At 52.2% G+C, this 26,469-nt stretch carries 28 protein-coding genes; 23 read left to right on the top strand and 5 right to left on the bottom strand.

Features of this window, described 5'->3' with window-relative positions:
* Positions 1 to 46: 46 nt before the first annotated feature.
* Positions 47 to 1,027: a CAF17-like 4Fe-4S cluster assembly/insertion protein YgfZ gene (ygfZ, locus tag ACT3RQ_RS04340; RefSeq protein ID WP_444680055.1), complete on the bottom strand. Its 981-nt coding sequence runs from the start codon at positions 1,025 to 1,027 to the stop codon at positions 47 to 49.
* A gap of 156 nt (positions 1,028 to 1,183) precedes the next feature.
* Between ygfZ and ACT3RQ_RS04335 the strand changes: the two genes are divergently transcribed.
* From ACT3RQ_RS04335 to ACT3RQ_RS04310, 6 genes are all read left to right on the top strand, one after another.
* Complete coding sequence (locus tag ACT3RQ_RS04335) at positions 1,184 to 1,381, top strand: hypothetical protein (RefSeq protein WP_087105479.1); 198 nt, start codon at positions 1,184 to 1,186, stop codon at positions 1,379 to 1,381.
* Positions 1,381 to 1,788 carry an OsmC family protein gene (locus ACT3RQ_RS04330; protein ID WP_444680054.1) on the top strand — a complete coding sequence of 136 codons (408 nt, stop codon included), beginning with the start codon at positions 1,381 to 1,383 and terminating at the stop codon, positions 1,786 to 1,788. The genes ACT3RQ_RS04335 and ACT3RQ_RS04330 overlap by 1 nt, the downstream gene beginning before the upstream one ends.
* A gap of 20 nt (positions 1,789 to 1,808) precedes the next feature.
* On the top strand, positions 1,809 to 3,833 hold the full coding sequence (gene uvrB / locus ACT3RQ_RS04325) for an excinuclease ABC subunit UvrB (protein ID WP_444639850.1): 2,025 nt from the start codon (positions 1,809 to 1,811) through the stop codon (positions 3,831 to 3,833).
* Positions 3,834 to 4,072: 239 nt separating this feature from the next.
* Positions 4,073 to 5,578 (top strand): fumarate hydratase, encoded by a 1,506-nt coding sequence (locus ACT3RQ_RS04320; RefSeq protein ID WP_444621728.1) that lies wholly within the window; start codon positions 4,073 to 4,075, stop codon positions 5,576 to 5,578.
* Between the two features lie 122 nt (positions 5,579 to 5,700).
* The gene (gene cls, locus ACT3RQ_RS04315; RefSeq protein ID WP_444639851.1) at positions 5,701 to 7,119 is read left to right on the top strand and encodes a cardiolipin synthase; all 1,419 of its coding nucleotides are present in this window, start codon (positions 5,701 to 5,703) and stop codon (positions 7,117 to 7,119) included.
* A gap of 24 nt (positions 7,120 to 7,143) precedes the next feature.
* A complete protein-coding gene (locus tag ACT3RQ_RS04310) occupies positions 7,144 to 8,061 on the top strand; it encodes a LysR substrate-binding domain-containing protein (protein WP_087105473.1) in 918 nt (305 codons plus the stop codon).
* Between the two features lie 4 nt (positions 8,062 to 8,065).
* Here the strand turns inward: ACT3RQ_RS04310 and ACT3RQ_RS04305 are convergent, their stop codons facing one another.
* Complete coding sequence (locus ACT3RQ_RS04305; RefSeq protein WP_444680053.1) at positions 8,066 to 9,163, bottom strand: bifunctional nicotinamide-nucleotide adenylyltransferase/Nudix hydroxylase; 1,098 nt, start codon at positions 9,161 to 9,163, stop codon at positions 8,066 to 8,068.
* Positions 9,164 to 9,318: 155 nt separating this feature from the next.
* Between ACT3RQ_RS04305 and ACT3RQ_RS04300 the strand changes: the two genes are divergently transcribed.
* Positions 9,319 to 10,257, top strand: a complete 939-nt coding sequence (locus ACT3RQ_RS04300) for a YihY/virulence factor BrkB family protein (RefSeq protein WP_192526953.1) — start codon at positions 9,319 to 9,321, stop codon at positions 10,255 to 10,257.
* Positions 10,257 to 10,532 (top strand): acylphosphatase, encoded by a 276-nt coding sequence (locus ACT3RQ_RS04295; RefSeq protein WP_444639855.1) that lies wholly within the window; start codon positions 10,257 to 10,259, stop codon positions 10,530 to 10,532. Before ACT3RQ_RS04300 ends, ACT3RQ_RS04295 begins: the two co-directional genes overlap by 1 nt.
* 19 nt (positions 10,533 to 10,551) lie before the next feature.
* On the opposite strand, the gene ACT3RQ_RS04290 is transcribed toward ACT3RQ_RS04295, so the two are convergent.
* Positions 10,552 to 11,493 (bottom strand): D-2-hydroxyacid dehydrogenase, encoded by a 942-nt coding sequence (locus ACT3RQ_RS04290; RefSeq protein ID WP_444639856.1) that lies wholly within the window; start codon positions 11,491 to 11,493, stop codon positions 10,552 to 10,554.
* Between the two features lie 184 nt (positions 11,494 to 11,677).
* On the opposite strand from ACT3RQ_RS04290, the gene ACT3RQ_RS04285 reads away from it, so the two are divergent.
* The 13 genes from ACT3RQ_RS04285 (at position 11,678) to ACT3RQ_RS04225 (ending at position 22,557) form a co-directional block, all read left to right on the top strand.
* The gene (locus ACT3RQ_RS04285; RefSeq protein ID WP_444639858.1) at positions 11,678 to 11,953 is read left to right on the top strand and encodes an FmdB family zinc ribbon protein; all 276 of its coding nucleotides are present in this window, start codon (positions 11,678 to 11,680) and stop codon (positions 11,951 to 11,953) included.
* A 66-nt stretch (positions 11,954 to 12,019) separates the two neighbouring features.
* Complete coding sequence (aspS, locus tag ACT3RQ_RS04280; protein ID WP_444639859.1) at positions 12,020 to 13,801, top strand: aspartate--tRNA ligase; 1,782 nt, start codon at positions 12,020 to 12,022, stop codon at positions 13,799 to 13,801.
* Positions 13,802 to 13,957: 156 nt separating this feature from the next.
* On the top strand, positions 13,958 to 14,482 hold the full coding sequence (gene ruvC, locus ACT3RQ_RS04275; protein WP_444639860.1) for a crossover junction endodeoxyribonuclease RuvC: 525 nt from the start codon (positions 13,958 to 13,960) through the stop codon (positions 14,480 to 14,482).
* Between the two features lie 68 nt (positions 14,483 to 14,550).
* Positions 14,551 to 15,156: a Holliday junction branch migration protein RuvA gene (ruvA, locus tag ACT3RQ_RS04270; protein ID WP_444639862.1), complete on the top strand. Its 606-nt coding sequence runs from the start codon at positions 14,551 to 14,553 to the stop codon at positions 15,154 to 15,156.
* Positions 15,157 to 15,220: 64 nt separating this feature from the next.
* Complete coding sequence (gene ruvB, locus ACT3RQ_RS04265) at positions 15,221 to 16,258, top strand: Holliday junction branch migration DNA helicase RuvB (protein ID WP_172116606.1); 1,038 nt, start codon at positions 15,221 to 15,223, stop codon at positions 16,256 to 16,258.
* Complete coding sequence (ybgC, locus tag ACT3RQ_RS04260; RefSeq protein ID WP_172116607.1) at positions 16,255 to 16,665, top strand: tol-pal system-associated acyl-CoA thioesterase; 411 nt, start codon at positions 16,255 to 16,257, stop codon at positions 16,663 to 16,665. Before ruvB ends, ybgC begins: the two co-directional genes overlap by 4 nt.
* Before the next feature lie 73 nt (positions 16,666 to 16,738).
* Positions 16,739 to 17,434, top strand: a complete 696-nt coding sequence (gene tolQ, locus ACT3RQ_RS04255) for a protein TolQ (RefSeq protein WP_172116608.1) — start codon at positions 16,739 to 16,741, stop codon at positions 17,432 to 17,434.
* An 11-nt stretch (positions 17,435 to 17,445) separates the two neighbouring features.
* On the top strand, positions 17,446 to 17,880 hold the full coding sequence (tolR, locus tag ACT3RQ_RS04250) for a protein TolR (protein WP_444639864.1): 435 nt from the start codon (positions 17,446 to 17,448) through the stop codon (positions 17,878 to 17,880).
* Entirely contained in the window at positions 17,873 to 19,042 is a 1,170-nt protein-coding gene (tolA, locus tag ACT3RQ_RS04245; RefSeq protein WP_444680052.1) for a cell envelope integrity protein TolA, read from the top strand. Before tolR ends, tolA begins: the two co-directional genes overlap by 8 nt.
* Positions 19,042 to 20,334: a Tol-Pal system beta propeller repeat protein TolB gene (tolB, locus tag ACT3RQ_RS04240; RefSeq protein WP_444639867.1), complete on the top strand. Its 1,293-nt coding sequence runs from the start codon at positions 19,042 to 19,044 to the stop codon at positions 20,332 to 20,334. The genes tolA and tolB overlap by 1 nt, the downstream gene beginning before the upstream one ends.
* A 40-nt stretch (positions 20,335 to 20,374) precedes the next feature.
* Positions 20,375 to 20,920: a peptidoglycan-associated lipoprotein Pal gene (pal, locus tag ACT3RQ_RS04235; protein WP_172116612.1), complete on the top strand. Its 546-nt coding sequence runs from the start codon at positions 20,375 to 20,377 to the stop codon at positions 20,918 to 20,920.
* Positions 20,921 to 20,967: 47 nt separating this feature from the next.
* A complete protein-coding gene (gene ybgF, locus ACT3RQ_RS04230; RefSeq protein ID WP_172116613.1) occupies positions 20,968 to 21,762 on the top strand; it encodes a tol-pal system protein YbgF in 795 nt (264 codons plus the stop codon).
* A gap of 33 nt (positions 21,763 to 21,795) precedes the next feature.
* On the top strand, positions 21,796 to 22,557 hold the full coding sequence (locus ACT3RQ_RS04225) for a YciK family oxidoreductase (RefSeq protein WP_444639868.1): 762 nt from the start codon (positions 21,796 to 21,798) through the stop codon (positions 22,555 to 22,557).
* A 130-nt stretch (positions 22,558 to 22,687) separates the two neighbouring features.
* Here the strand turns inward: ACT3RQ_RS04225 and ACT3RQ_RS04220 are convergent, their stop codons facing one another.
* Positions 22,688 to 23,362 (bottom strand): HAD family hydrolase, encoded by a 675-nt coding sequence (locus ACT3RQ_RS04220; protein WP_444680051.1) that lies wholly within the window; start codon positions 23,360 to 23,362, stop codon positions 22,688 to 22,690.
* On the bottom strand, positions 23,363 to 24,106 hold the full coding sequence (ubiG, locus tag ACT3RQ_RS04215) for a bifunctional 2-polyprenyl-6-hydroxyphenol methylase/3-demethylubiquinol 3-O-methyltransferase UbiG (RefSeq protein ID WP_444639870.1): 744 nt from the start codon (positions 24,104 to 24,106) through the stop codon (positions 23,363 to 23,365).
* A 204-nt stretch (positions 24,107 to 24,310) separates the two neighbouring features.
* Between ubiG and ACT3RQ_RS04210 the strand changes: the two genes are divergently transcribed.
* On the top strand, positions 24,311 to 25,603 hold the full coding sequence (locus ACT3RQ_RS04210; protein WP_444639871.1) for a nucleotide sugar dehydrogenase: 1,293 nt from the start codon (positions 24,311 to 24,313) through the stop codon (positions 25,601 to 25,603).
* A 9-nt stretch (positions 25,604 to 25,612) separates the two neighbouring features.
* Entirely contained in the window at positions 25,613 to 26,440 is an 828-nt protein-coding gene (locus tag ACT3RQ_RS04205; protein WP_444639873.1) for a hypothetical protein, read from the top strand.
* Positions 26,441 to 26,469: the final 29 nt, after the last annotated feature.

The raw sequence follows: 26,469 nt of genomic DNA, 5'->3' as shown, positions 1-26,469 counted from the left end.
AGTGAGCTTAGCCCTTGTAGGCCTAGTCCTTTTAAACCTAGCCCTTTTAAACCTGGCCCTTTAACGTGGCCACCAGTTGTTCAGGGTCAAGCCGTTCAATAGCGTAGGGTAGCGGCAGTAGGGTGATTGCGTTGCCTTCCCAGTAAAGCGGTATCGCTTCTTCTGTCGCCTTGGTATTCATCACTGCCAGTAGCTCCACACTATCATTATCGCGCCTTACGCTTGCAACGACCTCGCCCATGGCTTTATCCAGCTCGGTTTTTATGCTGGCGCCTGTCTCGGGTAGCGTTGTCGATGTCAGTTCAGCGTGAACCAAGCGTTTTTTAACTTGTCCACGAAAGTGTGCTCGGGCTACCACTTCCTGTCCTGTGTAGCAGCCCTTTTTAAAGCTAATGCCCCCTAGTGCTTCCCAGTTCAGCATTTGAGGCAGAAATTGATCCTGCTGAGCCTCTGAGAGCCAGGCAATTCCGCTGCGAATGTCGGCAAGTTGCCAGGCAGCCTGCTGGGCTTCGTCGTCCACCACCTGTTGAGAGGATGCCTCTGTCGTTGTCTCAGTCGTGCAAAACAGCCAGCGAGGCATTTTCCCGGCCACGCGTACAACGCTTGATTGTTCATTAACGCTTTGTGCGTATGGTTGTTCAGGAAGGGTTAATCCCAGTGACTCAGCTAAGGTGCCTGCTGCTTTGCTGGCGCCAATAAACGTGATGTTTGTGTTATGGATCAATTCAGCTCGATAAAACGCGGCAAATTTTTTTAAATGGGCCGCCAGCGAGTCGGCAAGAGAGACACTAAGGATAAGTCTAAAGTGTTCAGCGTTAAGGCGCAGCAGCTGACCATTGGCGAGCATTCTTCCTTTGGGTGTGCAAAAACACGTAAGAGGGGCAAACTCGCCATCCGCTAAACTTACCTGAGCGCTTGTTTGGCCCTGCAGGAATTTTTCAGCATCTGCCCCTGTTACATCCAGCGCTGCCAAGTGATGAAGGCGCACATTGTCGGTGATCGCAGTAGAGGGGATAACCGTTGCCATATAGACTCCTGATGAGTAGCTGATCGCTGAAAGTAGGATTAGGACGCCGCGCTTCTCAACCTGTGGGCTAATGATACTAATTGCAAGGTGTAATAGCGTGCTAGAATCTTTCTGTTGTATCAGTTTTGCATAAGGTTAAGTGAGGAGGGTAGCGTAATGGCACAGCAATCGTTAACGTTTCAAGGCGTAAAAAACGCTGATCAAGTTAACAAGATTACCACGGCGTTGATGATGTTGGAGGGGGTTGATAGTGCAGAGGTAGGTCGCCACGGCGCAGATGTGGATGGCCGTGTTAAACGTGAGGCACTGATCAACGCTGTAGAGAAGCTCAAACTGGGAGTGAAAGTATCCTGATGCATCCGCCTATTACGGTAATCAGCCAGCGTAACCATGTATTTCGCCAGCGTATTGAGGTCGATAGCCTGGAGGCCCTGTATGCCGATGTTCCCACTCTGGCTGGAGGCGAAGGCAGTGCGCCCGACCCACATGACTATTTCGATATTTCTCTGGGAACGTGTAAGGCCATTACGGTGCAGATGTATGCCAAGCGCAAGAAGTGGCCGCTTACGGCGATTACTGTCACGGTGCAGCGGGACGACAGTGAGGAAGCGCATGGAACTTATAAATTGAATGTAGCGTTAACACTGCATGGGATCAGCGACCCGGAACAGCGGGCGCGCCTGGAAGAGATCAGCCATCGCTGCCCCATCCAGCGCCTGATGACGCAGGCAACTGTCGATATCACTACGCACGTTATTTAACTTTTCATTCAGGAGCAATGATGAGCAAAGAGTTTCGGTTACAGTCGAAATTTAAGCCTGCCGGTGACCAGCCAAATGCGATAAAAGACTTGGTAAGTGGCTTGGAGTCAGGACTTGCCCATCAAACGCTGCTGGGGGTAACCGGGTCGGGCAAAACATTCACCATGGCGAATGTGGTTGAGCAGCTTCAGCGCCCGACCATTGTGATGGCACCTAACAAAACCCTCGCGGCTCAGCTTTATGGAGAGTTTAAGTCCTTCTTTCCGGATAATGCTGTCGAGTACTTTGTTTCGTATTATGACTACTATCAGCCCGAAGCCTACGTACCATCATCGGATACGTTTATCGAAAAAGATGCCTCTATCAATGATCATATTGAGCAGATGCGTCTCTCGGCAACCAAGGCGTTGCTTGAACGTCGTGATGCGCTCATCGTTGTTTCCGTTTCTGCTATTTACGGGTTGGGTGATCCCGACCAGTACTTAAAAATGCGTCTGCACTTTACCCGCGGCGAGTTGATTGATCAGCGTGCCTTTTTGCGCCGTTTGGCAGAGCTTCAATACACCCGCAATGACATGGACTTTCGTCGAGGCACGTATCGCGTGCGCGGTGACGTCATTGATATCTTTCCTGCTGATTCTGATGAGGATGCGGTACGGGTTGAACTGTTTGATAACGAAATTGACACTATTCGCATTTTTGATCCGCTAACCGGGGACATACGGGGCCAAGTCCCGCGCATGACAATTTACCCCAAGTCTCACTATGTGACGCCGCGTGAAACCATTTTAGGCGCGATTGACTCAATAAAAGATGAGTTAAAAGAGCGCCTTGAATGGATGCGCAAGCATGAACGCCTGGTAGAAGCGCAGCGCCTTGAACAGCGTACGCTTTACGATATCGAGATGATGCTGGAGCTGGGTTACTGCAATGGTATTGAGAACTACTCACGCTACTTGTCCGGGCGTGCGCCTGGCGAGCCTCCGCCCACGTTTTTTGACTACCTGCCTGACGACGCGCTGCTGTTTATTGATGAGTCTCACGTCAGCGTGCCTCAGGTGGGCGGTATGTATAAGGGTGACCGTTCACGTAAAGAGACGTTGGTAGAGTATGGTTTCCGCTTGCCTTCGGCGTTGGATAACCGTCCCATGAAATTCGAGGAGTGGGAATCCATTGTTCCTCAGGCTATTTTTGTTTCGGCAACCCCGGGTAAGTACGAGGCCGAGCATGCCGGTCAAGTCGTTGAACAGGTTGTGCGTCCTACGGGGCTGCTGGATCCTGAAATTGAAGTTCGTCCGGCCAGCACTCAGGTAGACGATCTGCTTTCCGAGATAGGCTTGCGTACTGCCGTCGGTGAGCGCGTACTGGTGACAACGCTTACCAAGCGTATGGCTGAAGATTTAACAGAATACTTTGATGAGCATGGGGTACGTGTTCGCTATTTGCACTCCGATATCGATACCGTCGAGCGGGTAGAAATTATTCGTGATCTGCGCCTGGGCAAGTTTGATGTGTTGGTAGGTATTAACCTGCTGCGCGAGGGGTTGGATATTCCCGAAGTTTCGTTGGTGGCGATTCTGGATGCTGACAAGGAAGGCTTCCTGCGTGCAGAGCGCTCGCTAATTCAGACCATTGGACGCGCGGCACGTAACGCCCACGGTAAAGCTATTTTGTACGGTGATCGCATTACCGACTCTATGCGCAAAGCGATTGATGAGACAGAGCGTCGTCGGGCCAAACAGCAAGCCCACAATGAAAAGCATGGTATTACGCCAACCACCGTGACGCGCACCGTGGCAGATATTCTGGAGGCTGCGCAAACCCCCGGCAAAAAGAGCAGCCGCAAGCGTGGGTCCGAGCGTAAGGTGGCAGAAGGTGCCGGTGATTATGATATCGCCAGTATGGGGGCGCATGATTTGTTAGCCGCTATCAGCAAGCTGGAAGACGCAATGTTTGAGGCAGCGCAGAATCTGGAGTTTGAAGAAGCAGCGCGCCTGCGCGATCAACTGCATCAAATGAAAGAAAAACAGCTGGCGCTAGGATAGAGATATGCCAGAAGGTCCCGAAATCCGCCGGGCAGCCGAGCGCATAATTAAAAAATTTATACCGTTATCTTGTTTGGATTGTCAAAACATCACTATCAAACTCATTCAATGGTAGTTAAGAAATCGTAGAAGCTGCCGCTTGGGGATCAATACGGTATACTGCTTGCACGCTTAAACGGCTATTTCCACCTTCGTTAAAGTAGCCGTAGACAAGACGAAAACCAAGGAGCTGTTACTCCATGACCGTGATTCGCCAGGACGACGTGATACAAAGCGTTGCCGATGCTCTGCAGTATATCTCTTACTATCATCCTAAAGATTTTATTGATGCCATGGATGCAGCATATAAACGAGAACAAAACCCGGCTGCAAAGGATGCTATCGCGCAGATTTTGATTAACTCAAGAATGTGCGCCACTGGCCATCGGCCTATCTGCCAGGACACGGGTATTGTGACCGTCTTCGTTCATGTAGGCATGAACGTTACCTGGGACGCGGATATGAGCCTGGACGACATGGTCAACGAAGGTGTTCGCCGCGCTTACCAGTTGCCCGATAACGTGCTGCGTGCATCCGTGCTGGCAGACCCGGACGGGAAGCGCCAAAACACCAAAGATAATACGCCGGCTATTATCCACCACAAGCTGGTGCCGGGTGACAAGGTCGACATTCACGTTGCGGCAAAAGGCGGCGGTAGTGAAGCGAAATCGAAGTTCGCGATGCTTAACCCCTCTGACAGCGTTGTCGATTGGGTCATGGAGCAGCTTCCCAAAATGGGGGCAGGGTGGTGCCCGCCGGGCATGTTGGGTATTGGGATTGGTGGTACGGCTGAAAAAGCGATGCAAATCGCAAAAGAAGCACTGCTTGACCCTATTGATATTCAGGACCTGCAAGCACGTGGCCCGAGCAACCGCGCTGAAGAACTACGGTTAGAGCTTTTTGATAAGGTCAATAAAAGTGGTATTGGCGCTCAGGGTCTCGGCGGCCTTACCACGGTGTTGGACATAAAAGTAAAAGATTACCCGACCCACGCGGCGAATAAGCCGGTTGCGATCATTCCTAACTGTGCGGCAACTCGCCATGCGCATTTCACGCTGGATGGCTCAGGCCCTGCAGCGCTTGACCCGCCGAAGCTGGAAGACTGGCCAGAAATTACCCGTGAAATGGGTGATAACGTGAAGCGCGTTAATCTGGATACCGTAACACCCGAAGAAGTTAAAACCTGGCAGCCAGGTGATACGCTGTTACTGAATGGAAAATTACTGACCGGTCGTGATGCTGCTCATAAGCGCATGGTGGATATGCTGGCGAAAGGCGAGCCACTGCCTGTTGATATGAAAGGCAGGTTTATCTATTACGTTGGCCCAGTTGACCCGATACGTGACGAAGTGGTGGGGCCAGCAGGGCCCACAACGGCGACGCGGATGGATAAATTCACGCGCACCATGCTCGAAGAAACCGGGCTTTTGGGTATGGTTGGTAAAGCGGAACGTGGCCAAGTGGCCATAGACGCAATCCGCGATAACGAGGCTGTCTACTTGATGGCGGTGGGTGGCTCGGCTTACCTGGTCGCTCAGGCAATTAAAAAATCCCGGGTCGTTGGTTTTGAGGACCTGGGGATGGAAGCCATCTATGAGTTTGAAGTAGAAGATATGCCGGTCACCGTAGCGGTTGATAGCCAGGGCACTTCGGTTCATCAAACCGGACCGGCCAAATGGAAGGAGATTATTGCTCAAACGGCATAAGGCAGTCTGTGCTGTGACGAGTGATTAAATTACAGAAGCCCCGTTCATACGGGGCTTCTGTGCATTGAGAACCATAGCGATACCCTGTTTGAAATATCCATACGTTTAATGGAGATGTAGGTATGGTCTCTTGGCTGCTAGGGACAAGCATTATGCTGATACACCTGTTAGGGGTGATGTCGGCGATCATGGCGCTAATGTCTAGCCGGACATCACAAGGCGCCATCGCATGGATTATCTCTCTTCTTACCTTTCCTTATATCGCTTTACCGGCCTATTGGTTCTTTGGTCGGCCGCGCTTTTATGGATACGTAATGGCCCGTGGGGAGCGCGATAGCGTGTTAAGGCGTGTGCTTGCTCGCTACCAGGAAAGCTCCTTACCTTATTTAGTCCCGTTTTCTAATTCTGATACACAAGCAGTAGAGCAGTTGGCCATGATGCCTCTCACTCGGGGCAATAGCGCTGAGTTGCTTATTGATGGTGACGCCACGTTCAATAGCTTGTTTAACGGTATTGATGAAGCAGAGCACTATTTACTGCTGCAGTTTTTTATTGTGCGAGATGATGCGCTGGGCCGCCGTCTTCAACAGCACTTGCTGGGTGCGGTACGCCGTGGGGTACGGGTGTATTTTCTTTACGATGAAATTGGTAGTCGCAAACTCAATGAGGGTTATCTTCGGGAACTGGCCGCAGAAGGCGTAGAAGTCAGCCCGTTTCGCTCCTCAAGAGGCTTTAAACATCGTTTTCAGCTCAATTTTCGTAATCACCGCAAGGTAGCTGTTGTCGATGGTAAGCGGGGTTGGTTAGGGGGCTTTAATGTAGGGGTTGAATATCTGGGCCAGGATCCACGCCATGGGCCTTGGCGAGATACGCACCTGGTACTGGAAGGGCCCAGCGTATTGGGGCTACAAGAAGCTTTTTGGGAAGATTGGCACTGGGCAACGGGGGAGGTCACCAGCTTGAATTGGCAGGCGGAAAGCCACCCTAATATTGATCAGAATGTTGTTATTGTCCCTTCAGGCCCCGCGGACAAACAGGACACAGCCAGCCTGTTGATTCAGCAATTGATTCATAGTGCAACGCATCGACTATGGGTCACCAGCCCCTATTTTGTACCCGACCAAGGCGTTCAGGATGCGCTACGCTTGGCCGCCATGCGGGGAATTGACGTACGAGTGATGATTCCCGAGCGGCCAGACCATCTGCTGGTATTTCTCTCGGCCTTTGCTTTTTTGGCCGATATGTTAAAAGCAGGTGTTAAAATATACCGTTATCAGCCTGGGTTTCTGCACCAAAAAGTAATTCTGATTGATAATGATGCCGCCACCGTAGGTACGGTAAACTTGGATAATCGTTCATTTCGCTTAAATTTTGAAATTACAGCGTATATTCCTGACACCATATTTGCCGCCGAAGTGCACACCATGTTGGTGAAAGACTTTAATGATTGTCGGCGTATCACAATTGATGAAATTCAACAGCGTCCATTATGGAAAAAAGTAGTATCACGGGCGGCGTATTTAATGTCGCCTGTCCAATAGCAATAATCGGCAAAGGAGTGTTGGGTGAATCTTGAAACAAAATGGCTAGAAGATTTTGTCGCACTTGCGAATACACGCAGCTTTTCAGCGTCTGCCCGCCAGCGTCATGTTACTCAACCTGCTTTTAGCCGCCGCATTCGAGCACTGGAACAAGCCATTGGCGTAACCCTTGTTGACCGCTCAACAACCCCCGTAGGGCTTACGTCAGAAGGGCAGTTGTTTCTGGTGACAGCGAGAAACCTCGTTGAACAGCTTAACGAGTCATTAAGTCATTTGCGTGGCTTGTCGATTGCCAATGAAGCACTTGATATTGTGGCCGCCCACTCATTGGCATTAAGCTTTTTCCCCCCTTGGATATCACGCCTTCAGAAAGGCCTTGGAGAGTTGCCAACGCGTTTGGTCGCCATGAATGTAGGCGAAGCGATCCACGTGCTGCGTGAAGGTAATTGCGATCTCATGCTGGCCTATTATGACCCCTTTGCCACTATGCAGTTGGATGCCGAGGTTTTCCCGTCCTTCTCGATAGGCAAGGTCAATATGCTGCCCGTCTCGCTACCCGACGAAACGGGGAAACCCTGTTTTTCGCTACAGCAAGAGGCCTCAATTCCCTACCTGGCCTATACCCAGGGTGCTTTTTTAGGGCGCAGTGTGCGAATGCTGTTAAAGAATGACCCTTTGCGTATGAAATTACGTACGGTTTATGAAACCGCCATGGCAGAAGGATTAAAAGGCATGGTACTTCAAGGCATTGGAGCGGCGTGGATCCCGGATTTTTGTATTCGTGAAGAGCTCAAAAGTGGGCGCTTGGTCAGGGCCGGTGATGAAAGTTGGGACATACCGCTCGAAATCCGCCTTTATCGCTGCTCGTTGGTACACAAACCTGGCGTTGAGAAGCTTTGGCGTCAGATGATGAAGCTGCCCCGTGATTTTTTACAAGCGTAATGGGTTACGTTGACGTGCCGAAGTCAGCAGGCAGGCCAAGAAAGTTCTGAATAATAAAAAAATGGTCTTCGAACAGGCTGTCTGGCTCTAAATCAGCCAGTGCCACCCACCGCGCTTGGTCGCCCCCTTTCACAGGTTTTAAACGCGGTAGCTGTTGGTCTGGGCGTAGCGCAAAGTAGAAGGCTTCCGCTAGCGTGCGTCCTCGCCAGCTTCGGTGCGGCTCATCAAAAAGGCGTTGCCCACGTAATGACCCTTTTAGAACGGGCTCTGGTACTTTCAAGCGCAGCCGTTCCCTGAGCTCCCGCAAGCACGCATCCAGCAGTCGCTCATGAGGGTTAATGAATCCGCCAGGCAGCGCAAACAATCCTTTACCGGGTGCTGCATTACGGCGCACCAGAAGTACATGCCCGGATTGCACAACCACCGCATTCACGGTAACAAAAATAGGCGGGTAGGGAGCGTGTGACCAGGCTTGATGGTACTGATCCAGTAGCCGTTGCTCTTCCAGTAATTGTTGATAGGCGCTTGCGCGACAAAATTCGCTAACGCGACTGACCACGCCGGGCGGCAGGTCATGATAAGCCCCCGTGCTCAAATAATCGTCTGAAGCGCTTGGCGATCGAAACAGTCGTTCACGAATCTGGCTGGCTGAAATGCCTTCAATCAGCGGAACGCTGACGGATTCCCACTGCGGAAACAGAGACAAGTAGTAGCTTGACTGACCACGGCTTGCACCAATCAAACCAATGCGTGGTAAACGAATATTAGCCGGTGCGGCTAAGTCTCGTACCTTTCGCTGTACATCTCTTACCCAAGCATCATCGTTATACAGAGCATCCAGCAGCGGCGTGATTTCTAACCGCTGGTTATCAGCATCATCAAACCCGGAACGAATCATTGCCTGGCGCTCATCAAAGCGCCATGGGTTTCTCAGCGAGCGCGCCTGCCATGCAGAGCCTACCAATACAATGACCTGACGTGCCTGATTAAGCGCTTCACGGATAACGGCCAAGTGGCCTAAGTGAGGAGGCTGAAAACGCCCAATAAATACCAAACAATCAAAGGTGTAATCAGGCGTAGAGCATCTTGCATCAAGGGCCATGGTGCTTCCTTTAACATTTGGTCAAATAACAGCGTCATTATGAAGAGAGCGGTTCAGCGGTGCAATCTGGCGAAGGCTACGTACTGCACCCGTATTGGGTATGCTGCTAAGCTATTGCACATGAAGGTATCCATCAATGACGCAAGGGACCGAATATGACTAAAGACACCCTCACTTTTTGGTGGAAGGTGGTTCAGGATGCAACGAAGCTATGGTTAGAGCGTCATGCGTTTAGCTTCGCGGGCTCATTAGCGTTTTATACGCTTTTTTCATTAGCCCCTACTGTCATTATTGCCGTTGCGGTTATCGGTATTGTCTTTGGTGAAAACGCTGCTCAGGGTCAAATCGTGGCCCAGCTGCAGGACTCACTGGGTACCGATGTGGCCTCCGCGATTGAAGAGGCCGTTATCCACTCTCGGTTCGAAGAGTCTGGTGTATTGCCTTCTGTGTTAGGCGTTTGTGCTTTGTTAGTCGGTGCAACAACCGTCTTTGCGCAAATGCAGCTTTCACTGAACACCATTTGGGGAGTGATCGCCAAGCCGGCCAGTAACAGCTTGTTTGTATTTATAAAAACGCGCTTTTTATCGTTAATGGTTGTCTTTCTCATTGGTATTATTCTATTAATTTCGTTGGTATTAAGTATTGCTTTGCGAAGTATCCTGCAAATGGCAGGTGATCTTGTCCCGCTCGCCGGTTATACCACGACACTATTGGACTCTCTTGTGTCACTTGGCGTCGTTACCTTGCTGTTTGCGGCTATTTTCAAAGTGTTGCCCGATGTAGTGCTGCGTTGGCAGGATGTCTTAACCGGGGCTGTTGTCACGGCCGTACTGTTTACTATCGGCCGCACCGTGATTGCGATTTATCTCACCTATACCGCGACGGCATCGACATACGGTGCTGCCGGGTCGGTGGTGATGGTATTGCTATGGGTGTATTACTCGTCGCTTATTTTATTGTTTGGTGCCGCCTTTACACGCTCGCTTTTACTACGTCGAGGCAGAAAGCTTATTCCGCGAAACAGTGCCGTTCAGGTTAGGCAGGAAGTCTTGGAACCAGAGGCGTTTACGCCCAGGATAGCAGGAGACGAATAGTGTCAGCGTGTTGCATAAAAGCCTTGGTCAGCGGAAAAGTGCAGGGCGTAGGGTATCGCCGTGCCGTTCAAAAGCAGGCGTTACCAGCGGGAGTAACCGGTCATGCCAAAAATCTGGCGGATGGTCGGGTTGAGGTGCTTATGTGTGGCGAGCGCCATCATGTAAATATGCTAGGTAAGTGGCTTTGGCAAGGCCCTGCTAATGCGCAGGTAACCCATATCGAATATGAGGCATTAGCCCAATGCCACGCTCCTGATGCCTTCACGATGCATTAGGCTAATATTTATTTTAGGCTTACTGGGCGTGCTTCCAATGAGCAATATTATCCGCCGTTAGAGCGATAATGTTTTGGCGCGCTTCTGGCGTTACCCATGCATTGTGCGGGGTGACAATCAAATTGAGCGGTTCATCCAGCGCTGCCAATAGTGGATGTCCCTCCCTCGGTGGTTCTACAGGAAGCACGTCTACCGCTAACCCGCCGATACGCCCTTGGCGTAATGCCTCAAGCGCCGCTACTTCATCAATAATGCCACCGCGAGCGCAATTTACGAGCAGAAGGGACGATTTAGCCTTGGCCAAGCGCTCTTGGTTAATAAGGTGCTGTGTCTCAGCATTAAGCGGGCAGTGTAGGCTGATAATATCGGCTTCAGGCAGCACGTCATCGAGAGAAGGGCGTGCGTCGTTAGCTTCATGACCGGGGCGTGCCGTAAAGGTCACCTGAAGGCCAAAGGCCTCCGCCAAGCGCGCCACTTCAGTTCCCAGTTCGCCCTGGCCCACCATCACCAGCCGCTTGCCCGCTAACTGTAGCGTTACGTGGTCCTGGAGGCAGAAAAAGTCGCTTTGCTGCCAAACACCTTTGGCGACTTCCTGTTGGTATAGAGGTAGCCGGTTTGCCAGGTTAAGTATCAGCATTAATGTGTGCTGAGACACGCTTGCCGTGCCGTATGCCGCAACATTCTTAACGCTGATATTAAGTGCTTTTGCTGCCTCAAGGTCGATATTATTTAGACCAGTAGCCATGACACAAATCAAGCGAAGCGAAGGCAGCTGTTTTAACGTTTCCGCATCCAGGACCACCTTGTTTACTAATGCGATGTCAGCATTTTCCAAGCGCTCTTTAGCTTGTTGCGTTGTACTTTGATCGAAGACATCCAGTTGAGTAACCGCACCGCGAATAGCGCTTAAATCTATTTGAGGCCCAAGACTTTTCGCATCCAACATGACCGCATGAGGCATTTTATTCTCTCCAGTTGCTGCCTGGGCTTGTTAACCTTGCTCGGCAGGGGGCACAAAAGGGTATAATATTGACGCTTTATCAACCGCAGCCTTGGATTTTATATCGACAGGCTACATATTCGCAGCTGGCTGCGTTTATATTCGACAATATTCTGTCGTCGTTGAGCTTTCAGGAATTATCAACATGCCTATCTATGAATATGAGTGCAAGGCCTGCGGCCATCGCATGGAAAAATTACAGAAAATCAGCGCAGATCCGTTAAAAGAGTGCCCTGCGTGCAATCGTAATGACTTGGCGCGGCTTGTATCCGCGGCAGGGTTCCGCCTGGCGGGCGGTGGTTGGTATGAAACCGATTTTAAAACGGGAAGTAAAAAGAACCTGGTCGCTGATGCAAAAAGCACAACGGCTAACAGTGCTAAAAGCGATACTACTTCCACGTCAAAAGACTCTGCAGTTTGACTGTAGCGGTCGGGGCCTGGTTGGCCCAAGACACCTTATTTGCCACGAAACAGAACAGGATTTGACATGCGCAGCCATTATTGCGGCCAGCTAAACGAGACATTGGTAGATCAAACGGTCACCGTTTGCGGATGGGTACACCGTCGTCGCGACCACGGCGGGGTAATTTTCCTCGATATGCGTGACCGTGATGGCATTGCGCAGTTTGTGGTAGACCCGGATACTGCTGATGCATTTGCCAATGCTGATCGTGCGCGCGGTGAGTATGTTCTGCGTATTACCGGCCGCGTTAGGCTGCGCCCAGAAGGTACCCAAAACCCCAATATGCCCACCGGCATGATTGAGGTGCTAGCCAAAGACGTTGAAGTGCTGAACACCGCGGCCACACCGCCGTTCCAGCTTGATGAGCATGGCAAGGTGGGTGAAGAAGTTCGCCTGAAGCACCGCTATATTGATCTGCGTCGCCCCGACATGATCGAAAAACTGCGTCTGCGCTCGCGCATTTCGCATAACGTCCGTGCGTTCCTGGAAAATCAGGGCTTTCTGGATATCGAAACGCCGATCCTAACGCGTGCGACGCCCGAAGGCGCCCGTGACTACTTGGTGCCTAGCCGTACGCATGCGGGTAGCTTCTTTGCACTGCCTCAGTCTCCACAGCTCTTTAAACAGCTGCTGATGGTGGCGGGCTTTGATCGTTACTATCAAATTGCCAAGTGCTTCCGTGACGAAGACCTGCGCGCCGACCGTCAGCCTGAGTTTACTCAGATTGATATCGAAGCGTCATTTGTCGAAGAAAACGACATCATGGGCATCACTGAAGACATGATTCGTCAGCTCTTCCAGGAAGTGCTGAACGTTGAACTGTCAGAATTTCCGCGCATGACCTGGCAAGAAGCTATGGACCGTTTTGGTTCAGACAAGCCGGATCTGCGTATTCCGCTTGAACTGACCGACGTTGACGACCTAATGAAACAGGTCGATTTCAAGGTTTTCTCTGGCCCCGCCAGTGCCGATGATGGCCGAGTAGCCGCGCTTAAAGTACCGGGCGGTGCCAAGCTCTCGCGTAAGGAAATCGACGAATACACCAAGTTTGTGGGTATCTATGGCGCGAAAGGGTTGGCTTGGATCAAGGTCAATGAGCGTGCCAAAGGACTTGAAGGGCTTCAGTCGCCTATCGTCAAGTTCATGGAAAACATCGTTGAAGAGCTGCTTGATCGTCTTGGCGCAGAAGATGGCGATATCATCTTCTTCGGTGCTGACAAAACGCGCATCGTTAACGAAGCCATTGGCGCGCTGCGCGTTAAGCTGGGTGCTGATCTTGATCTGTACACCCAAGCGTGGGCACCGCTGTGGGTGGTCGACTTCCCGATGTTCGAGGCGGATGACAATGGTCGCTTAAGCCCGTTGCACCACCCGTTCACCGCGCCGTCCTGCTCGCCGGAGGAGCTCAAGGCTGACCCGGCAAAAGCGCTTTCACGCGCCTATGATATGGTGCTCAACGGTACCGAGCTGGGTGGCGGCTCTATCCGTATCCATAATCAAGACATGCAAAGCACGGTGTTTGAGATTCTGGGTATTGGCGAGGAAGAAGCCCAGGAGAAGTTTGGCTTCCTGCTGGATGCACTTCAGTACGGTGCACCGCCTCATGGTGGTTTGGCCTTTGGCCTGGACCGCTTGGTGATGTTAATGGTCGGTGCCAACACCATTCGTGAAGTTATTGCCTTCCCGAAAACGCAAAGCGCCGCTTGCTTAATGACGGATGCACCTGGTGAGGTTAGCCCAGATCAGTTGAAAGACCTTAATATCCGCTTGCGTCAAAAAGCCAAGCCTGAAGCAGCCAGCGAGTAAGCCTGGCGCTATTTGATGTAACGGCTATGAGTTGCACAATGGCTAAAAACACCGACGCCCCGGCGTCGGTGTTTTTGTATCAGTGCTTTTTGTGGTGTGGAATTTGTAACCTTGAGCGGATAAACGTTAATGGATAAAGCAGGCGCTGCGTTACCCGTGCGCATATTAGGCATCGACCCTGGGTCACGAATTACTGGCTATGGTGTTATTGATCTTGTCGGTGTTAAACCCAGCTATGTTGCTAGCGGCTGCATTCGCACCTCAGAAGGGCCGCTGGAGCAGCGTTTGGCGCAAATATACGCAGGACTAAGCGAAGTAGTAGGTTTGTACAAACCCACAGATACTGCGATAGAGCGCGTTTTTATGGCTAAAAACGTCGATTCAGCGCTAAAGCTGGGGCAAGCGCGCGGTGCTGCGTTGGTATGTATGGCAAACCACGGGCTAAGCGTCGCCGAATATGCCGCGCGGCGTATCAAGGAAGCGGTAACCGGGCAGGGAGGCGCAGATAAAGAACAGGTTCAGCACATGGTGACCGCGCTTTTAACGCTGTCTGCCACACCCCAAGCGGACGCGGCAGACGCCTTGGCCATCGCATTAACCCACGCTTATACCAACAATTCAGTTTCCAGTACGCCTCGTGGGCGCGGGCGGCGCGCCTCTACAGGGCGCTGGCGACTCTAACGACCACTGGTCACTTGTACAGAGTAGCATTATAGTAACCGTCTGTTTTTACTATCGCGAGCGTATTTATGATCGGACGTCTAAGTGGCTATTTGCTGGAAAAACAACCGCCCTGGATCGTTATTGACGTTCATGGCGTGGGTTATGAGCTTGAGACTTCAATGAATACGCTTGTCTCGCTTCCTGCGTTAGGCGAAAGCACATCTCTGTATACTCATTTAACCATTCGTGATGATGCCCACCTGCTGTACGGGTTTGCGCGGCAGCACGAACGCGCTCTTTTTCGGGCGCTGATTAAAGTCAACGGTGTAGGTCCCAAGCTAGCATTGGCGATCTTGTCAGGAATGGATGAAGACGCCTTCATGCGCTGTGTTCGTGATGATGACAGTAAGGCGTTAACCAAGCTGCCTGGTGTTGGCAAGAAAACCGCCGAACGACTTATCATCGAAATGCGTGACCGTTTTCCCGAATGGGAGCAAGGTGCTGACGCGCCGCTTGCCCTGGAAGGCACCAATGGGCAACCGAGCCGTAATAACCTGGCCGATGCCGAGTCCGGACTCGTTAGTCTGGGCTACAAGCTAGCCGAAGCCAGTAAAATGCTCTCAGACCTTGACCCACAGCAATCGGCAGAGGCCTTGATCAAGGCAGCGTTAACACGGCGAATGAGCGGTTGATAGCGGTCGCCGTTTTGCCGTCACCCAGTGCAAACAGATCGCCAGATATTCAAAAAGAGCATCTATGTTAGAACATGATCGGTTGATAGCGGCTGAACCAGAACAGGGAGAGGGGCGGATTGATTATGCCATTCGCCCCAAGCGGCTGGATGATTACATCGGCCAGCCACGGGTTCGCGAGCAGCTTGAGATATTTATTGGCGCAGCCCGATTACGCGAAGAGAGCCTTGACCATACCCTTGTATTTGGCCCACCAGGGCTAGGTAAAACCACTCTGGCCAACATCATTGCAACGGAAATGGGCGTAGGGCTTAAGTCAACGTCTGGTCCCGTATTGGAGCGTGCAGGCGACTTGGCTGCCATGCTGACCAACCTTGAGCCAGGCGATGTCTTGTTTATCGATGAGATCCATCGGTTATCGCCCGCCGTTGAAGAAGTCCTTTATCCCGCCATGGAAGACTTTCAGCTGGATATCATGATTGGTGAAGGACCCGCTGCGCGATCCATCAAGCTGGACTTGCCGCGTTTTACGCTGGTGGGGGCGACGACCCGCGCAGGTCTTTTAACAGCACCGCTACGTGATCGGTTCGGGATCGTTCAGCGGCTTGAGTTTTATAATCTCGAAGAACTCACTGAAATTGTGACCCGTTCAGCTCGCCTGTTGGGTGTAAAAACCAACCATGAAGGCGCGGTTGAGGTTGCCCGGCGCTCCCGAGGGACGCCACGTATTGCCAATCGCTTGCTGCGCCGAGTGCGTGACTACGCAGAAATTAAAGGGGATGGCACCGTAGACGTGGCATTGGCGGATGCGGCGCTTAATATGCTCAATGTGGATCACTATGGTCTGGACCACATGGACCGGCGGCTGCTGCTCGCGATGATCGATAAGTTCGAAGGCGGACCGGTAGGCGTCGACTCTCTCTCGGCCGCCATTGGAGAGGAGCGCACAACGATAGAAGATGTCATTGAGCCGTATCTTATTCAACAAGGGTTGATGATGCGCACGCCGCGTGGACGTACCGTTACGCGTCAGGCATGGCGGCACTTTAACCGCGTTCCCAACGAGCACTCGGTTGATATGGAGGGGGAGCGTCGCCCATGAGTACTTCGTTTTCAATGCCTCTACGTGTTTATATGGAAGATACTGACGCTGGTGGCATTGTCTACTACGTTAACTACTTGAAGTTTATGGAGCGAGCGCGCAGTGAGTGGCTGCGCGAGCAAGGACTCAACCAGCAAACGTTACTAGACGAGGGCACGCAGCTAGTGGTATATCGCTTAGCCTGTCACTATGCGAAACCGGCTCGCCTGGACGAAGCGCTAGAGATAACCGCACGGGTCATTGATATAGGGCGATGCCGAGTAACGTTTGAGCAGTTTGTAATGCGCGGTGAGGAACTCCTATGCAGCGCGACAGTCGAGATAGCGTGCTTGAGCGCTGAACGGATGCGGCCCAAAGCCTGGCCCGCTTTTTTTCAGTCCCAGCTACAAACGTTAGCGATTTCTTAACACTGCGGTTTCGTAATTTAGAGACCACTACTTGTCGGGCTTGACCGACAATCATTGATTGATGAGGGCACCTGTGAACGATAACACCATGTCCATCCCGCACCTGATTATGAATGCCAGCACGGTTGTACAGCTGGTAATGCTACTCTTGGTGGTGGGGTCAGTCCTCTCTTGGGTGGTGATTTTTCAGCGCAGTATTGCGCTGCGCCGTGCCAAGCGGGAATACGACCAATTCGAAGAGTCGTTTTGGTCAGGTGTCGACTTAAACGAACTTTACCGAGAAATACCAGCTGATGACCCGCGCCATGGCGCCGAACATATCTTTCAGTCTGGGTTTCGTGAATTCAACCGACTAATGCCAAAAACTCACAATGCCGACACCGTGCTTGAAGGTGTGCAGCGCAGCATGCGCGTTGCCTGGTCACGCGAAGAAGACCGTCTGACTCAACACCTGGTGTTTTTGGCAACGGTTGCCTCTGCCAGCCCCTATATCGGCTTGTTTGGTACCGTCTGGGGCATCATGGGCTCTTTCCAGTCCCTTTCAATGACCCAGCAAGCGACACTGGCAACCGTAGCACCCTGGATCGCCGAGGCACTCATTGCGACCGCTATGGGGCTTTTCGCGGCTATTCCCGCTGTTATCTTCTATAACCGCTTATCTAACAGTGCGTCTCGCTTACTCGGTAAATATGAAGACTTCGCCGAAGAGTTTCACGCTATCTTGCATCGTAATTTGCAAGGCCGTGATGGCAAGCCTAGCGCCAGTTAAGGGAGTTAGCCATGCAAGGTCCGTTCAATCGCAGCGGCAAAAGTAAGCCGATGGGGGAGATTAACGTTGTCCCCTTTATCGACGTTATGTTGGTACTGCTGGTCATTTTTATGATTACCGCTCCGATGCTAACGCAAGGCGTTCAGGTGGATTTGCCTCAGGTGTCATCCGAACCGATCGATACTCAGGACAGTGACCCGATCATTATTTCGGTGGATCGTGAAGGTAGATATTTTATTACGCTGGGTGAGGATTCAACCGCCGTTTCGCTGGAGCAAATATCAGAACGCGTTTCGGCCATATTGCAACGTCGCCCGGGCACGCCCGTCATGGTGCGTGGCGACCAAGGCGTACAGTATGGACAAATTATTCTACTCATGAGCACGCTCCAGCGCTCGGGCGTTGAAAACGTAGGACTGCTTTCAGAGCCACCGCAAGATGAGTAAGGGCAAGCCGCAAGTAACCGTTGCTGCGCCGCATGACCCGCAAGACGTTGGCTACACATTGCCAATCATCCTCGCGGTCGCTGTGCATTTGGCTATTATTGTTTTTAGCCTTATCAATTGGCCCAGTTCAACCCCGGAACCTGACTCTTCATCCATTGTTCAGGCCACGTTTGTGAGTACCGAGACGTTCACAGATCAGGCCCAACAGGTAACTGAACAGCAGGCGGCAATGAACAGCTCAACTGAACCTGTTCCTGAGCCGGAGGTCGCTGAGCCAGAGCCGGATAACCAAGAGGCCGAGCAGCAGGCTGCCGCTGAAGCTGAAGCGCAGGAACAAGCTTTGGAAGAAGCCCAAGCCGCAGCAGAAGCCGAAGCGCAACGCCGCGCTGAGGAAGCCGAACGACTAGCGCAAGAACAGGCGGCGCAAGCTCAAGCCCGTGAGGCAGAAGCCCAAGCAGCGGCGGAAGCAGAGGCCCAGGCAGCGGCTGAAGCAGAAGCCCAGGCAGCGGCCGAAGCAGAAGCCCAGGCAGCGGCCGAAGCAGAAGCTCAGGCAGCAGCCGAAGCAGAAGCTCAGGCAGCAGCCGAAGCAGAAGCTCAGGCAGCGGCCGAAGCAGAAGCTCAGGCAGCGGCCGAAGCAGAAGCCCAGGCAGCGGCCGAAGCAGAAGCCCAGGCAGCGGCTGAAGCAGAAGCCCAGGCAGCGGCTGAAGCAGAAGCTCAGGCAGAAGCCGAGGCAGAGCGTCAACGTGAAGCTGAAGAGCAGCGTGCTCGTGAAGAAGCTGAACGCCAAGCTGCTGCCGCAGCGGAAGCCGCTATGCAGCGCCAGTTAGAAGGTGAGGCGGAAGCAGCAGCCAATGCACAGCAAGCGCAGCAGGCCGCCAATAGCTTTATCAATATTGTGCGTCGAGCGGTTGAACAGGCATGGTTGATCCCACCTGGAGCAAGCGACTCATTGAGTGCTACGCTACAAATACGTTTAGGCCCTTCGGGCGAACTACTTGCAACGTCAATTGCTACATCTAGTGGCGACAGTGCATTTGATCGATCTGCCATGCAAGCCGTTGAACATGCTGCACCGTTTGGTGAATTAAGAGATTTACCTGCGGAACAGCAGCGGAACTTACGTCAATTTAATCTGCGATTTACCCCGGGGGATGTTCGCTGATGCAAAAACTAAGGAAAGTGTGGTTATTTTGCGTACTACTGCTAGTAAGTGGTTTCGCAGCTGCGAATGCAAACTTGACCATCGAAATTACACGGGGCAGCGACCAGGCATTACCCATTGGGGTGGTGCCTTTCGCAGGCAATCAGGGCATGTCGGAAGATGTTGCTCAAATCATTCAGGATGATCTTGAACGTAGTGGTCTATTTTCACCGCTAGAGCGTAGTGCCATGTTTGACCAACCAAGCCAGGCGGATGATGTTGAGTTTGGGACCTGGCGGTCATTGGACGTGCGTTATCTGGTCGTCGGGCGTGCCGAGCAAACGGACAACGGCTATCAGCTACAGTTTGACCTGATGGATGTCAGTGGCCAGCGCCGGATGATTGGCGAAACCGTCACAGCGAATGCCGATGATCTGCGTGGTGCGGCACACTATATCAGCGACCAGATATTTGAGGCGATTACTGATATACGCGGTGCTTTCTCAACCAGCATTGCTTACGTAACGGCCCAAGGGGTTGGCGATAATATGCAGTTCGGTCTCTATATAGCCGATGCTGATGGTCGCAATAGCCAGCAGGTATTAACGTCTGATCAACCGATTATGTCGCCCACTTGGTCGCCGGACGGACGCAAGCTTGCTTATGTTTCCTTTGAAACGGAGCGCCCAGCGATTTATATCCAGGATATCGCCACCGGTCAGCGTGTCATGGCAACATCCTTTGACGGTATCAATGGTGCACCCACGTGGTCCCCCGATGGTCGCCGTATCGCTATGTCGTTATCCAAGGATGGGCAGCCTGAAATCTATATCATGGATATCGCTAACCGCTCGGTAGAGCGCGTTACCGACAGCAATAGCATTGACACCGAGCCCGCTTGGTCACCGGATGGTCGTAGCCTGCTGTTCACCTCTGATCGTAGCGGCGGCCCTCAGATTTACCAGCTTTCGTTAGGTAGCGGCGAGACAAATCGCGTGACGTTTACCGGCAATTATAATGCCCGTGCGCGCTACTCTCCGGACGGCGATCAGATCTTTTTAATCCACCGTTCCAGCCGAGGATACCAGGTCGCGCGCCAGGATTTGGATGGAGGGCGGCTGGTCGTAATAAGCGATTCGATAAGAGATGAATCTCCTAGTGTTGCGCCGAACGGGACCATGGTAATCTTCGCTAACCAAGAGGGTAACAATGGGGTGCTAAGTGCCGTTTCTGCCGACGGGCGATCGTCATTCCGGCTTCCTGCTGCTCAAGGCGAAGTACGTGACCCCGCATGGTCACCGTTTTTAAACTAATGATCTATCGTGTTATTTTTTTCAGGCAAGGAGTCTGATTATGCAACTTAAGCCGTTGGCTCGCTCATTGGCCGTAGCGTTATCTATCGTAGCGATTGCTGGTTGCTCCAGCACCGGCGGAACCCAGGATGGGGATTCTTACGGAAGCCAGAATGGCAGCAGCACGGGCGCTGGCACTTCTGGTGCGGGTACCGGTGGTCAATATGGCTCTACTACCGGCTCAGGTACAGGCGCTGGTCAACAAGCTGACTCTCGCATTCCTGAAGTACGCACGATTTACTTCGATTATGACCGCGATGCTATCAAGAGCGAGTATGAATCTGCGGTAATGGCTCATGTACGCTACCTGCGTGCTAATCCGAGTGCCCAGGTTGTGTTACAGGGACATACCGATGAGCGTGGTACCCGGGAGTACAACATGGCACTGGGCGAGCGTCGCGCACGCGCTGTTCAGCGTTTCATGAATATCCAAGGCGTTTCTCCTTCACAAATGACTGTTGTAAGCTATGGCGAAGAGCGTCCGGCAGTAAATGGTCATAACGAAAATGCTTATGCCCAAAACCGTCGCGTTGTATTTAATTACTGATATTGACGGCGTGTAAACGGCACGCCGACTTTGTCTACGGAGTCGTCATGAATCACAGTCTCAAACGCTGTTTTGAGAGGCTGTGCGGTGCGGGAGCCTTAGTGCTCCCGCTGTCCGTATTGCCCCTTGCAGCTATTGCCCAGCAGCCGCTGGTCCAGGATCTTTCTTCCGGTAATTCCAGCGGATTTTATCAGCAGACTCAGCGTCAGGAAGCATCCGGTGGCAACCTTGTGCTGTTCAACCAGGTGGAAGCGCACACGCAGGAAATCCAACAGTTGCGTGGCCAAATTGAAGAGTTGCGCCATCAGCTTGAACAATTGCGTCGCCAATCGCAGCAGCAGTATCTGGATATCGAAGACCGCCTAATGAGCAGTGGATCTACGCCCATAGAGCAGTCTACGCCACAGGTTGAACCTGAGGCCGCTCAAGAAGTTATCAGTGCACCCTCAGCACGTAACGTGAGTGATGATGCCCAGGCGGACTATCAGGCTGCCTTTGCCCATGTTCAGGCACGCCAATTTGAAGAGGCAATTCAAGCGTTTGATGAATTCGTCACTGCTCATCCTGATACCAGCTTGACCTCTAATGGCTATTACTGGTTAGGTGAATTGTATGCCGCTGAAGGCCAGCTTGATAATGCCGATGCGGCCTTTAGCCGGGTTATTACCGACTTTGATAGCAGCAGTAAAGTGCCCGATGCCCTTTATAAACTTGGTTTGGTTAAAGCACGTCAAGGCGATGCAGAGCGCAGCCGTGAGCTGCTAGAGCAAGTGCGTGACGACTATCCGCAAAGTAGTGCGGCTGGGCTTGCCAATGATTTTCTTCGCCAGTCGGCTGGGTAATATCACGTTAAATGTTTGTTTGCAGGAAGTATCATGAGTTGCAAAATCGACTATCAAGCATCGCCGCAATTGCTTGAAAACCGTGTCGTATTGGTCACTGGAGCCGGCGATGGGATTGGTCGTGCGGCAGCGTTGCAGTATGCGCAACACGGTGCGACCGTTATCTTGCTAGGCCGTACTATCGAAAAGCTGGAGCGGGTCTATGACGAAATTGAGGCGTTAGGTGGGCCACAGCCCGCTATTTTTCCGCTTAATTTTGAAGGCGCAACGCTTAGTGACTTCGATGATATGGCAAAAACGCTCGATAAAGAATTTGGTCGTTTGGATGGGCTTTTGCATAATGCTGGATTGCTGGGCCGGATTACTCCCTTCGAGCAGTACGATGCTGAGCTATGGGAGCAGGTCATGCAGGTGAATATCAATGGCCCAGTATGGATGACTCAAGCGTTATTACCGTTGCTTAAGCAATCAGACGACGCCTCCATTATTTTCACCTCATCCAGTGTGGGACGCAAAGGGCGCGCGTATTGGGGGGCCTACTCGGTTTCCAAATTTGCCACCGAAGGGTTTGTTGAAGTGCTGGCCGACGAGCTTGAGCATCAAACCAATATCCGGGTGAATACCCTTAACCCGGGAGCTACCCGCACTCAAATGCGGCGAAGCGCCTACCCTGGTGAAGATCCTGCCACACTTCGAATGCCCAATGACATTATGCCGACCTATTTATGGCTAATGGGCCCCGATAGTGCCGGTGTTAGCGGCCAAAAGTTTGATGCGCAACCGCCGCGTGTTTGATTCTTAATTCTACCGTTAGGGCTTGAATGCAGCGCCTTTAAAAAAGAGCCTTTAAGAAGAGCCTTTAAGAAGAGCCTTAAAGCAAGGCCCTAACGGTGGTTGTTACGCCAGCTGTAGTGAAAGCTGCTAACTACGCCGCATCATTAAAAGCGTTTAATGCATCAACCAGCATTGAGCACTCTTCAAACCACAGGTCGGCGGGCCACTGCTGATAATCATCCTCTTCACTGATATAACCATATCCGACCGCAACGGCTGTCATGCCAGCGGCTTTCGCTGCTTGCATATCACGTACGTGGTCGCCGACATACCAGCACTGTTCCGGCGCGACGCCCAAACGACGGGCCGCTTCCCACAAAGGTTCCGGGTCGGGCTTCTTAACACTCAGGTCATCGGCACACAGCAACGCACCGGGCTCCAGCGCTAATGCGGCGAGTAAAGGCTCGGCATAGCGGCGCGGCTTATTGGTGACAATCCCCCAGGGCCGTTGATTTCCGTGCCATTCAATAAGCCATTGGTCAAGCGGGATAAATACTTGGCTATGCACCGCTACGGCTTGTTCATAGGCATCGAGCAGAAACTGGCGGGCGGTATCATGGCCTAGGGCTTTGTGATCAAGATCCAACGCCAAGGTGACTAGCGCGCTCCCCCCATTGGAAACCTGACGACGAATCTGCTCGTAGGCCAGGGGCGCCAGCCCGTGGTGGGCGCGTAGGGCGTTTGTTGCTTGAGCAAGATCGGGCGCGGTATCCACCAGGGTTCCGTCAAGATCAAACAGAATGGCAAGCGGTGGCGTTGTTGGCATCTATTGACTCACTTTGCGGCAATACATCATGTAGTTTACAGAGACATCGTCAGCCACTAAGCGGTAGCGACGAGTAAGAGGGTTGTAGGTCAGCCCTGTTTGCTCACGTACTTCCAAGCCCACTTGGCGGGACCATGCCGCCATTTCAGACGGACGAATAAATTTGGCATAGTCGTGGGTGCCGCGGGGCAGTAGCCTAAGGACATATTCGGCGCCTAATATCGCAAATGCGTAGGATTTTGGCGTACGGTTGAGCGTTGAAAAAAACACATAGCCGCCAGGGCGTACCAACGCACAGCAGGCCCGAATCACTGAGGCGGGGTCAGGTACATGCTCCAGCATTTCCATGCAGGTAATGACATCAAAATGCCCCGGGGTTTGAGCAGCCAACGCTTCAACACTAATATTTTGGTAGTCAACGGACACGCCGCTCTCTTCTGCATGCAGCCTGGCAACGCCAAGCGGCGCTTCGCCAAGATCAATGCCCGTTACCTTGGCACCACGATGTGCCATGGACTCACTCAGGATACCGCCTCCGCAGCCCACATCCAGCACCTGTTTTCCGGCTAAACCGGCGCGTGCGTCAATAAAATTCAGACGCAGGGGGTTTATCTCATGTAGCGGCTTGAATTCACTCTTTGGGTCCCACCAGCGGCTAGCAAGTGCTTCAAATTTAGCAACTTCCGCTGCATCGACGTTGCCTTGGTAGCGATCAGCAGTGCTATCCTGAGGTGTCGCTTGCATGTGTTGACTCCCATCGTCAGTCAGCAATGGATAGTGTTTTCCTATCCAGCCTGGTTATTAGCATCAAGTGCGAGTGGCATCCACTCAATCATTCAGTATTATGGACATTCTAACCACTCCCAGGTCAGAACGCATGAAAAGGACCATTGTATGAATCTTATGGCTATATTTTCTCGCTTTTCCGCCGTACAAGGAGTTCGGTAAATGCGAGTATTTCTTTACGGCAGTGAACTAAGTGCGGTGACAGCAGCGTCCGCATTAGCCTGGGTAGGTCATCAAGTAGAGTGGTTACCTCATCAGAGTGCGCCCTGGACGGTTCTTTCGCAGGTGGATTGGCTGCGCAGTGAGCCGGAGCTAATGCCGCATATCGAGCAGGGACTGGCCGATGGCACGTTAGTACTGATTGATGATGTATCACAGGCGTCTTCGGCTGATGTTGTCTGGCTTGCACTTTCGCCAAGCCAGCGTAACGACGCCAGCACACTGCTTCAACAGTCGGAACTATGTCTGCAGCAAGGTGCCGTGTTAATTAATAACTCTACGTTTCCGGTCGGCGAAACGGAGCGCTTGGATGATTTAATGAGAGGCCAACATAGCAGCGTGGCCTTGCCTGATACGCTTGAAGAAGGGCGTGCCTGGGCGTCGTTTACTCGCCCCACGCGTTGGCTGCTTGGATGTGATGATGCCCACGGAGAGCACGTTGCACGCGAGCTTTTACGCGCATTCAATCGCCGCCAAGAAGTTTTCCAGCCCATGCCGCGCAGGGCGGCAGAGCTTACCAAGCTTGCCATCAATGGCATGCTGGCCACACGAATTAGCTACATGAATGAAATTGCCGGTTTAGCCGATACACTAGGCGTGGATGTTGAGCATGTTCGCCAAGGTATGGGGGCCGACACACGTATCGGTTTTGAGTATTTGTATCCCGGCTGTGGTTTTGGTGGCCCCAACTTTTCGCGGGACTTAATGCGCCTGGCAGATGTTCAGTCAAAAAGCGGCCGTTACTCCGCGTTGCTTGAACAGGTCATGGACATTAATGAGCAGAAAAAAGAGACGCTGTTCCGTAAACTTTGGGCCCATTTTGAAGGCGAGTTAGCGGGTAAAACGATCGCTATTTGGGGGGCCGCGTTCAAGCCTGGCACAGCACGTATCGACCATGCGCCGGTATTGACGCTTTTAGACGCTTTGTGGGCACAAGGTGTAAAGGTAAAGCTTCATGATCCCGCCGCTACTAGCGCATTACATCAGCTTGTTGGGCAGCGCGATGACCTTCAAACATTTGATCAAGACCCATATCAGGCGTGTGAAGGTGCCGATGCGCTAATGCTGGTTACGGAGTGGAAGTCATACTGGAACCCGGACTGGCATCGACTTGCAGGGCTACTCAGCGCTAAGCTGGTGTTAGATGGTCGAAATATTTACGACCCTACATTTGTTGCCAACTGCGGCTTAAAGTACCGTGGTATTGGTCGTCGTGCCGACCCTACGTCTTTTTGAGAAAATGCCATGCCTAATCCGACGCCTTCCCAACGTATTGTTCCCGATGTAGGCCAAAGCTTAACGGCTCAGCATCTGCGCCACCGAAAAGGGCCTCTCGTATGGCCCTTATGGCTTGGAATGCTCTTGTTCTGTGTGCTACTCGCAGGCGCCGCTGTCGTGCTGTGGTTTGAGCGCGAGCGTTTATTAACCGAACTCCACCGCGTCAGTGGCGAGGTCTCTAACGTTCATGCTCGGTTGGACTCAGGTGATACTGATGTGCAGGATACAATTGCGCTAGTGCAGGCTCAGATGACAACGCTGTTCCAAGAGCAGGAGCAGCTGTCTGTTGCGTTAATCAATACGCGTGAAGAGCTCTATGGTGCGCTGACAGATGACGAAGAGCGCCCATCCAATGAGATGATAACGTCGTTTAATCAGCGCCTTTCCCAGTACCAAGAGCAGGCTGCCTTACGTGATCGCCGCTTGGCAGCGTTTAGCACCTCCCTGGATGCGCTGGAACAGGCGGGCATATCCGGTCGGCAGAACCTTGTTGAAGAGGTTAATCATTTGGAGCAAACCACCGCTCAGCAGCTCACGTCACTGGAAGAGCAGGTCAATCAGTTAAACCAAACAGTAACAGGGCCGTTGGAAGAGAAAATCGCTGCTTTGAGCGAGCGCTTTAATCAATTGGACACTCAGCTAAATACGCTACAGTTAGACTCATCCTCTCCAAGTGATGAAATTGCGGCATTTGAAGAGCAGTGGACTCAGCGTTTGTCTACCCTTGAAAGTGATATACGGCAAATTCGCCAGGCCCAACTCGCTTTTAGTGCCCAAATAGAAATGCTTAGATAGTAGTAGTGGAACAGGCTATAACCGCCAAC

Origin of the sequence: Halomonas sp. AOP43-D1-4, assembly GCF_052446175.1 — a bacterium.
Taxonomy (GTDB): domain Bacteria; phylum Pseudomonadota; class Gammaproteobacteria; order Pseudomonadales; family Halomonadaceae; genus Vreelandella; species Vreelandella citrativorans.
This window is presented reverse-complemented; position numbering and strand designations above follow the sequence as displayed.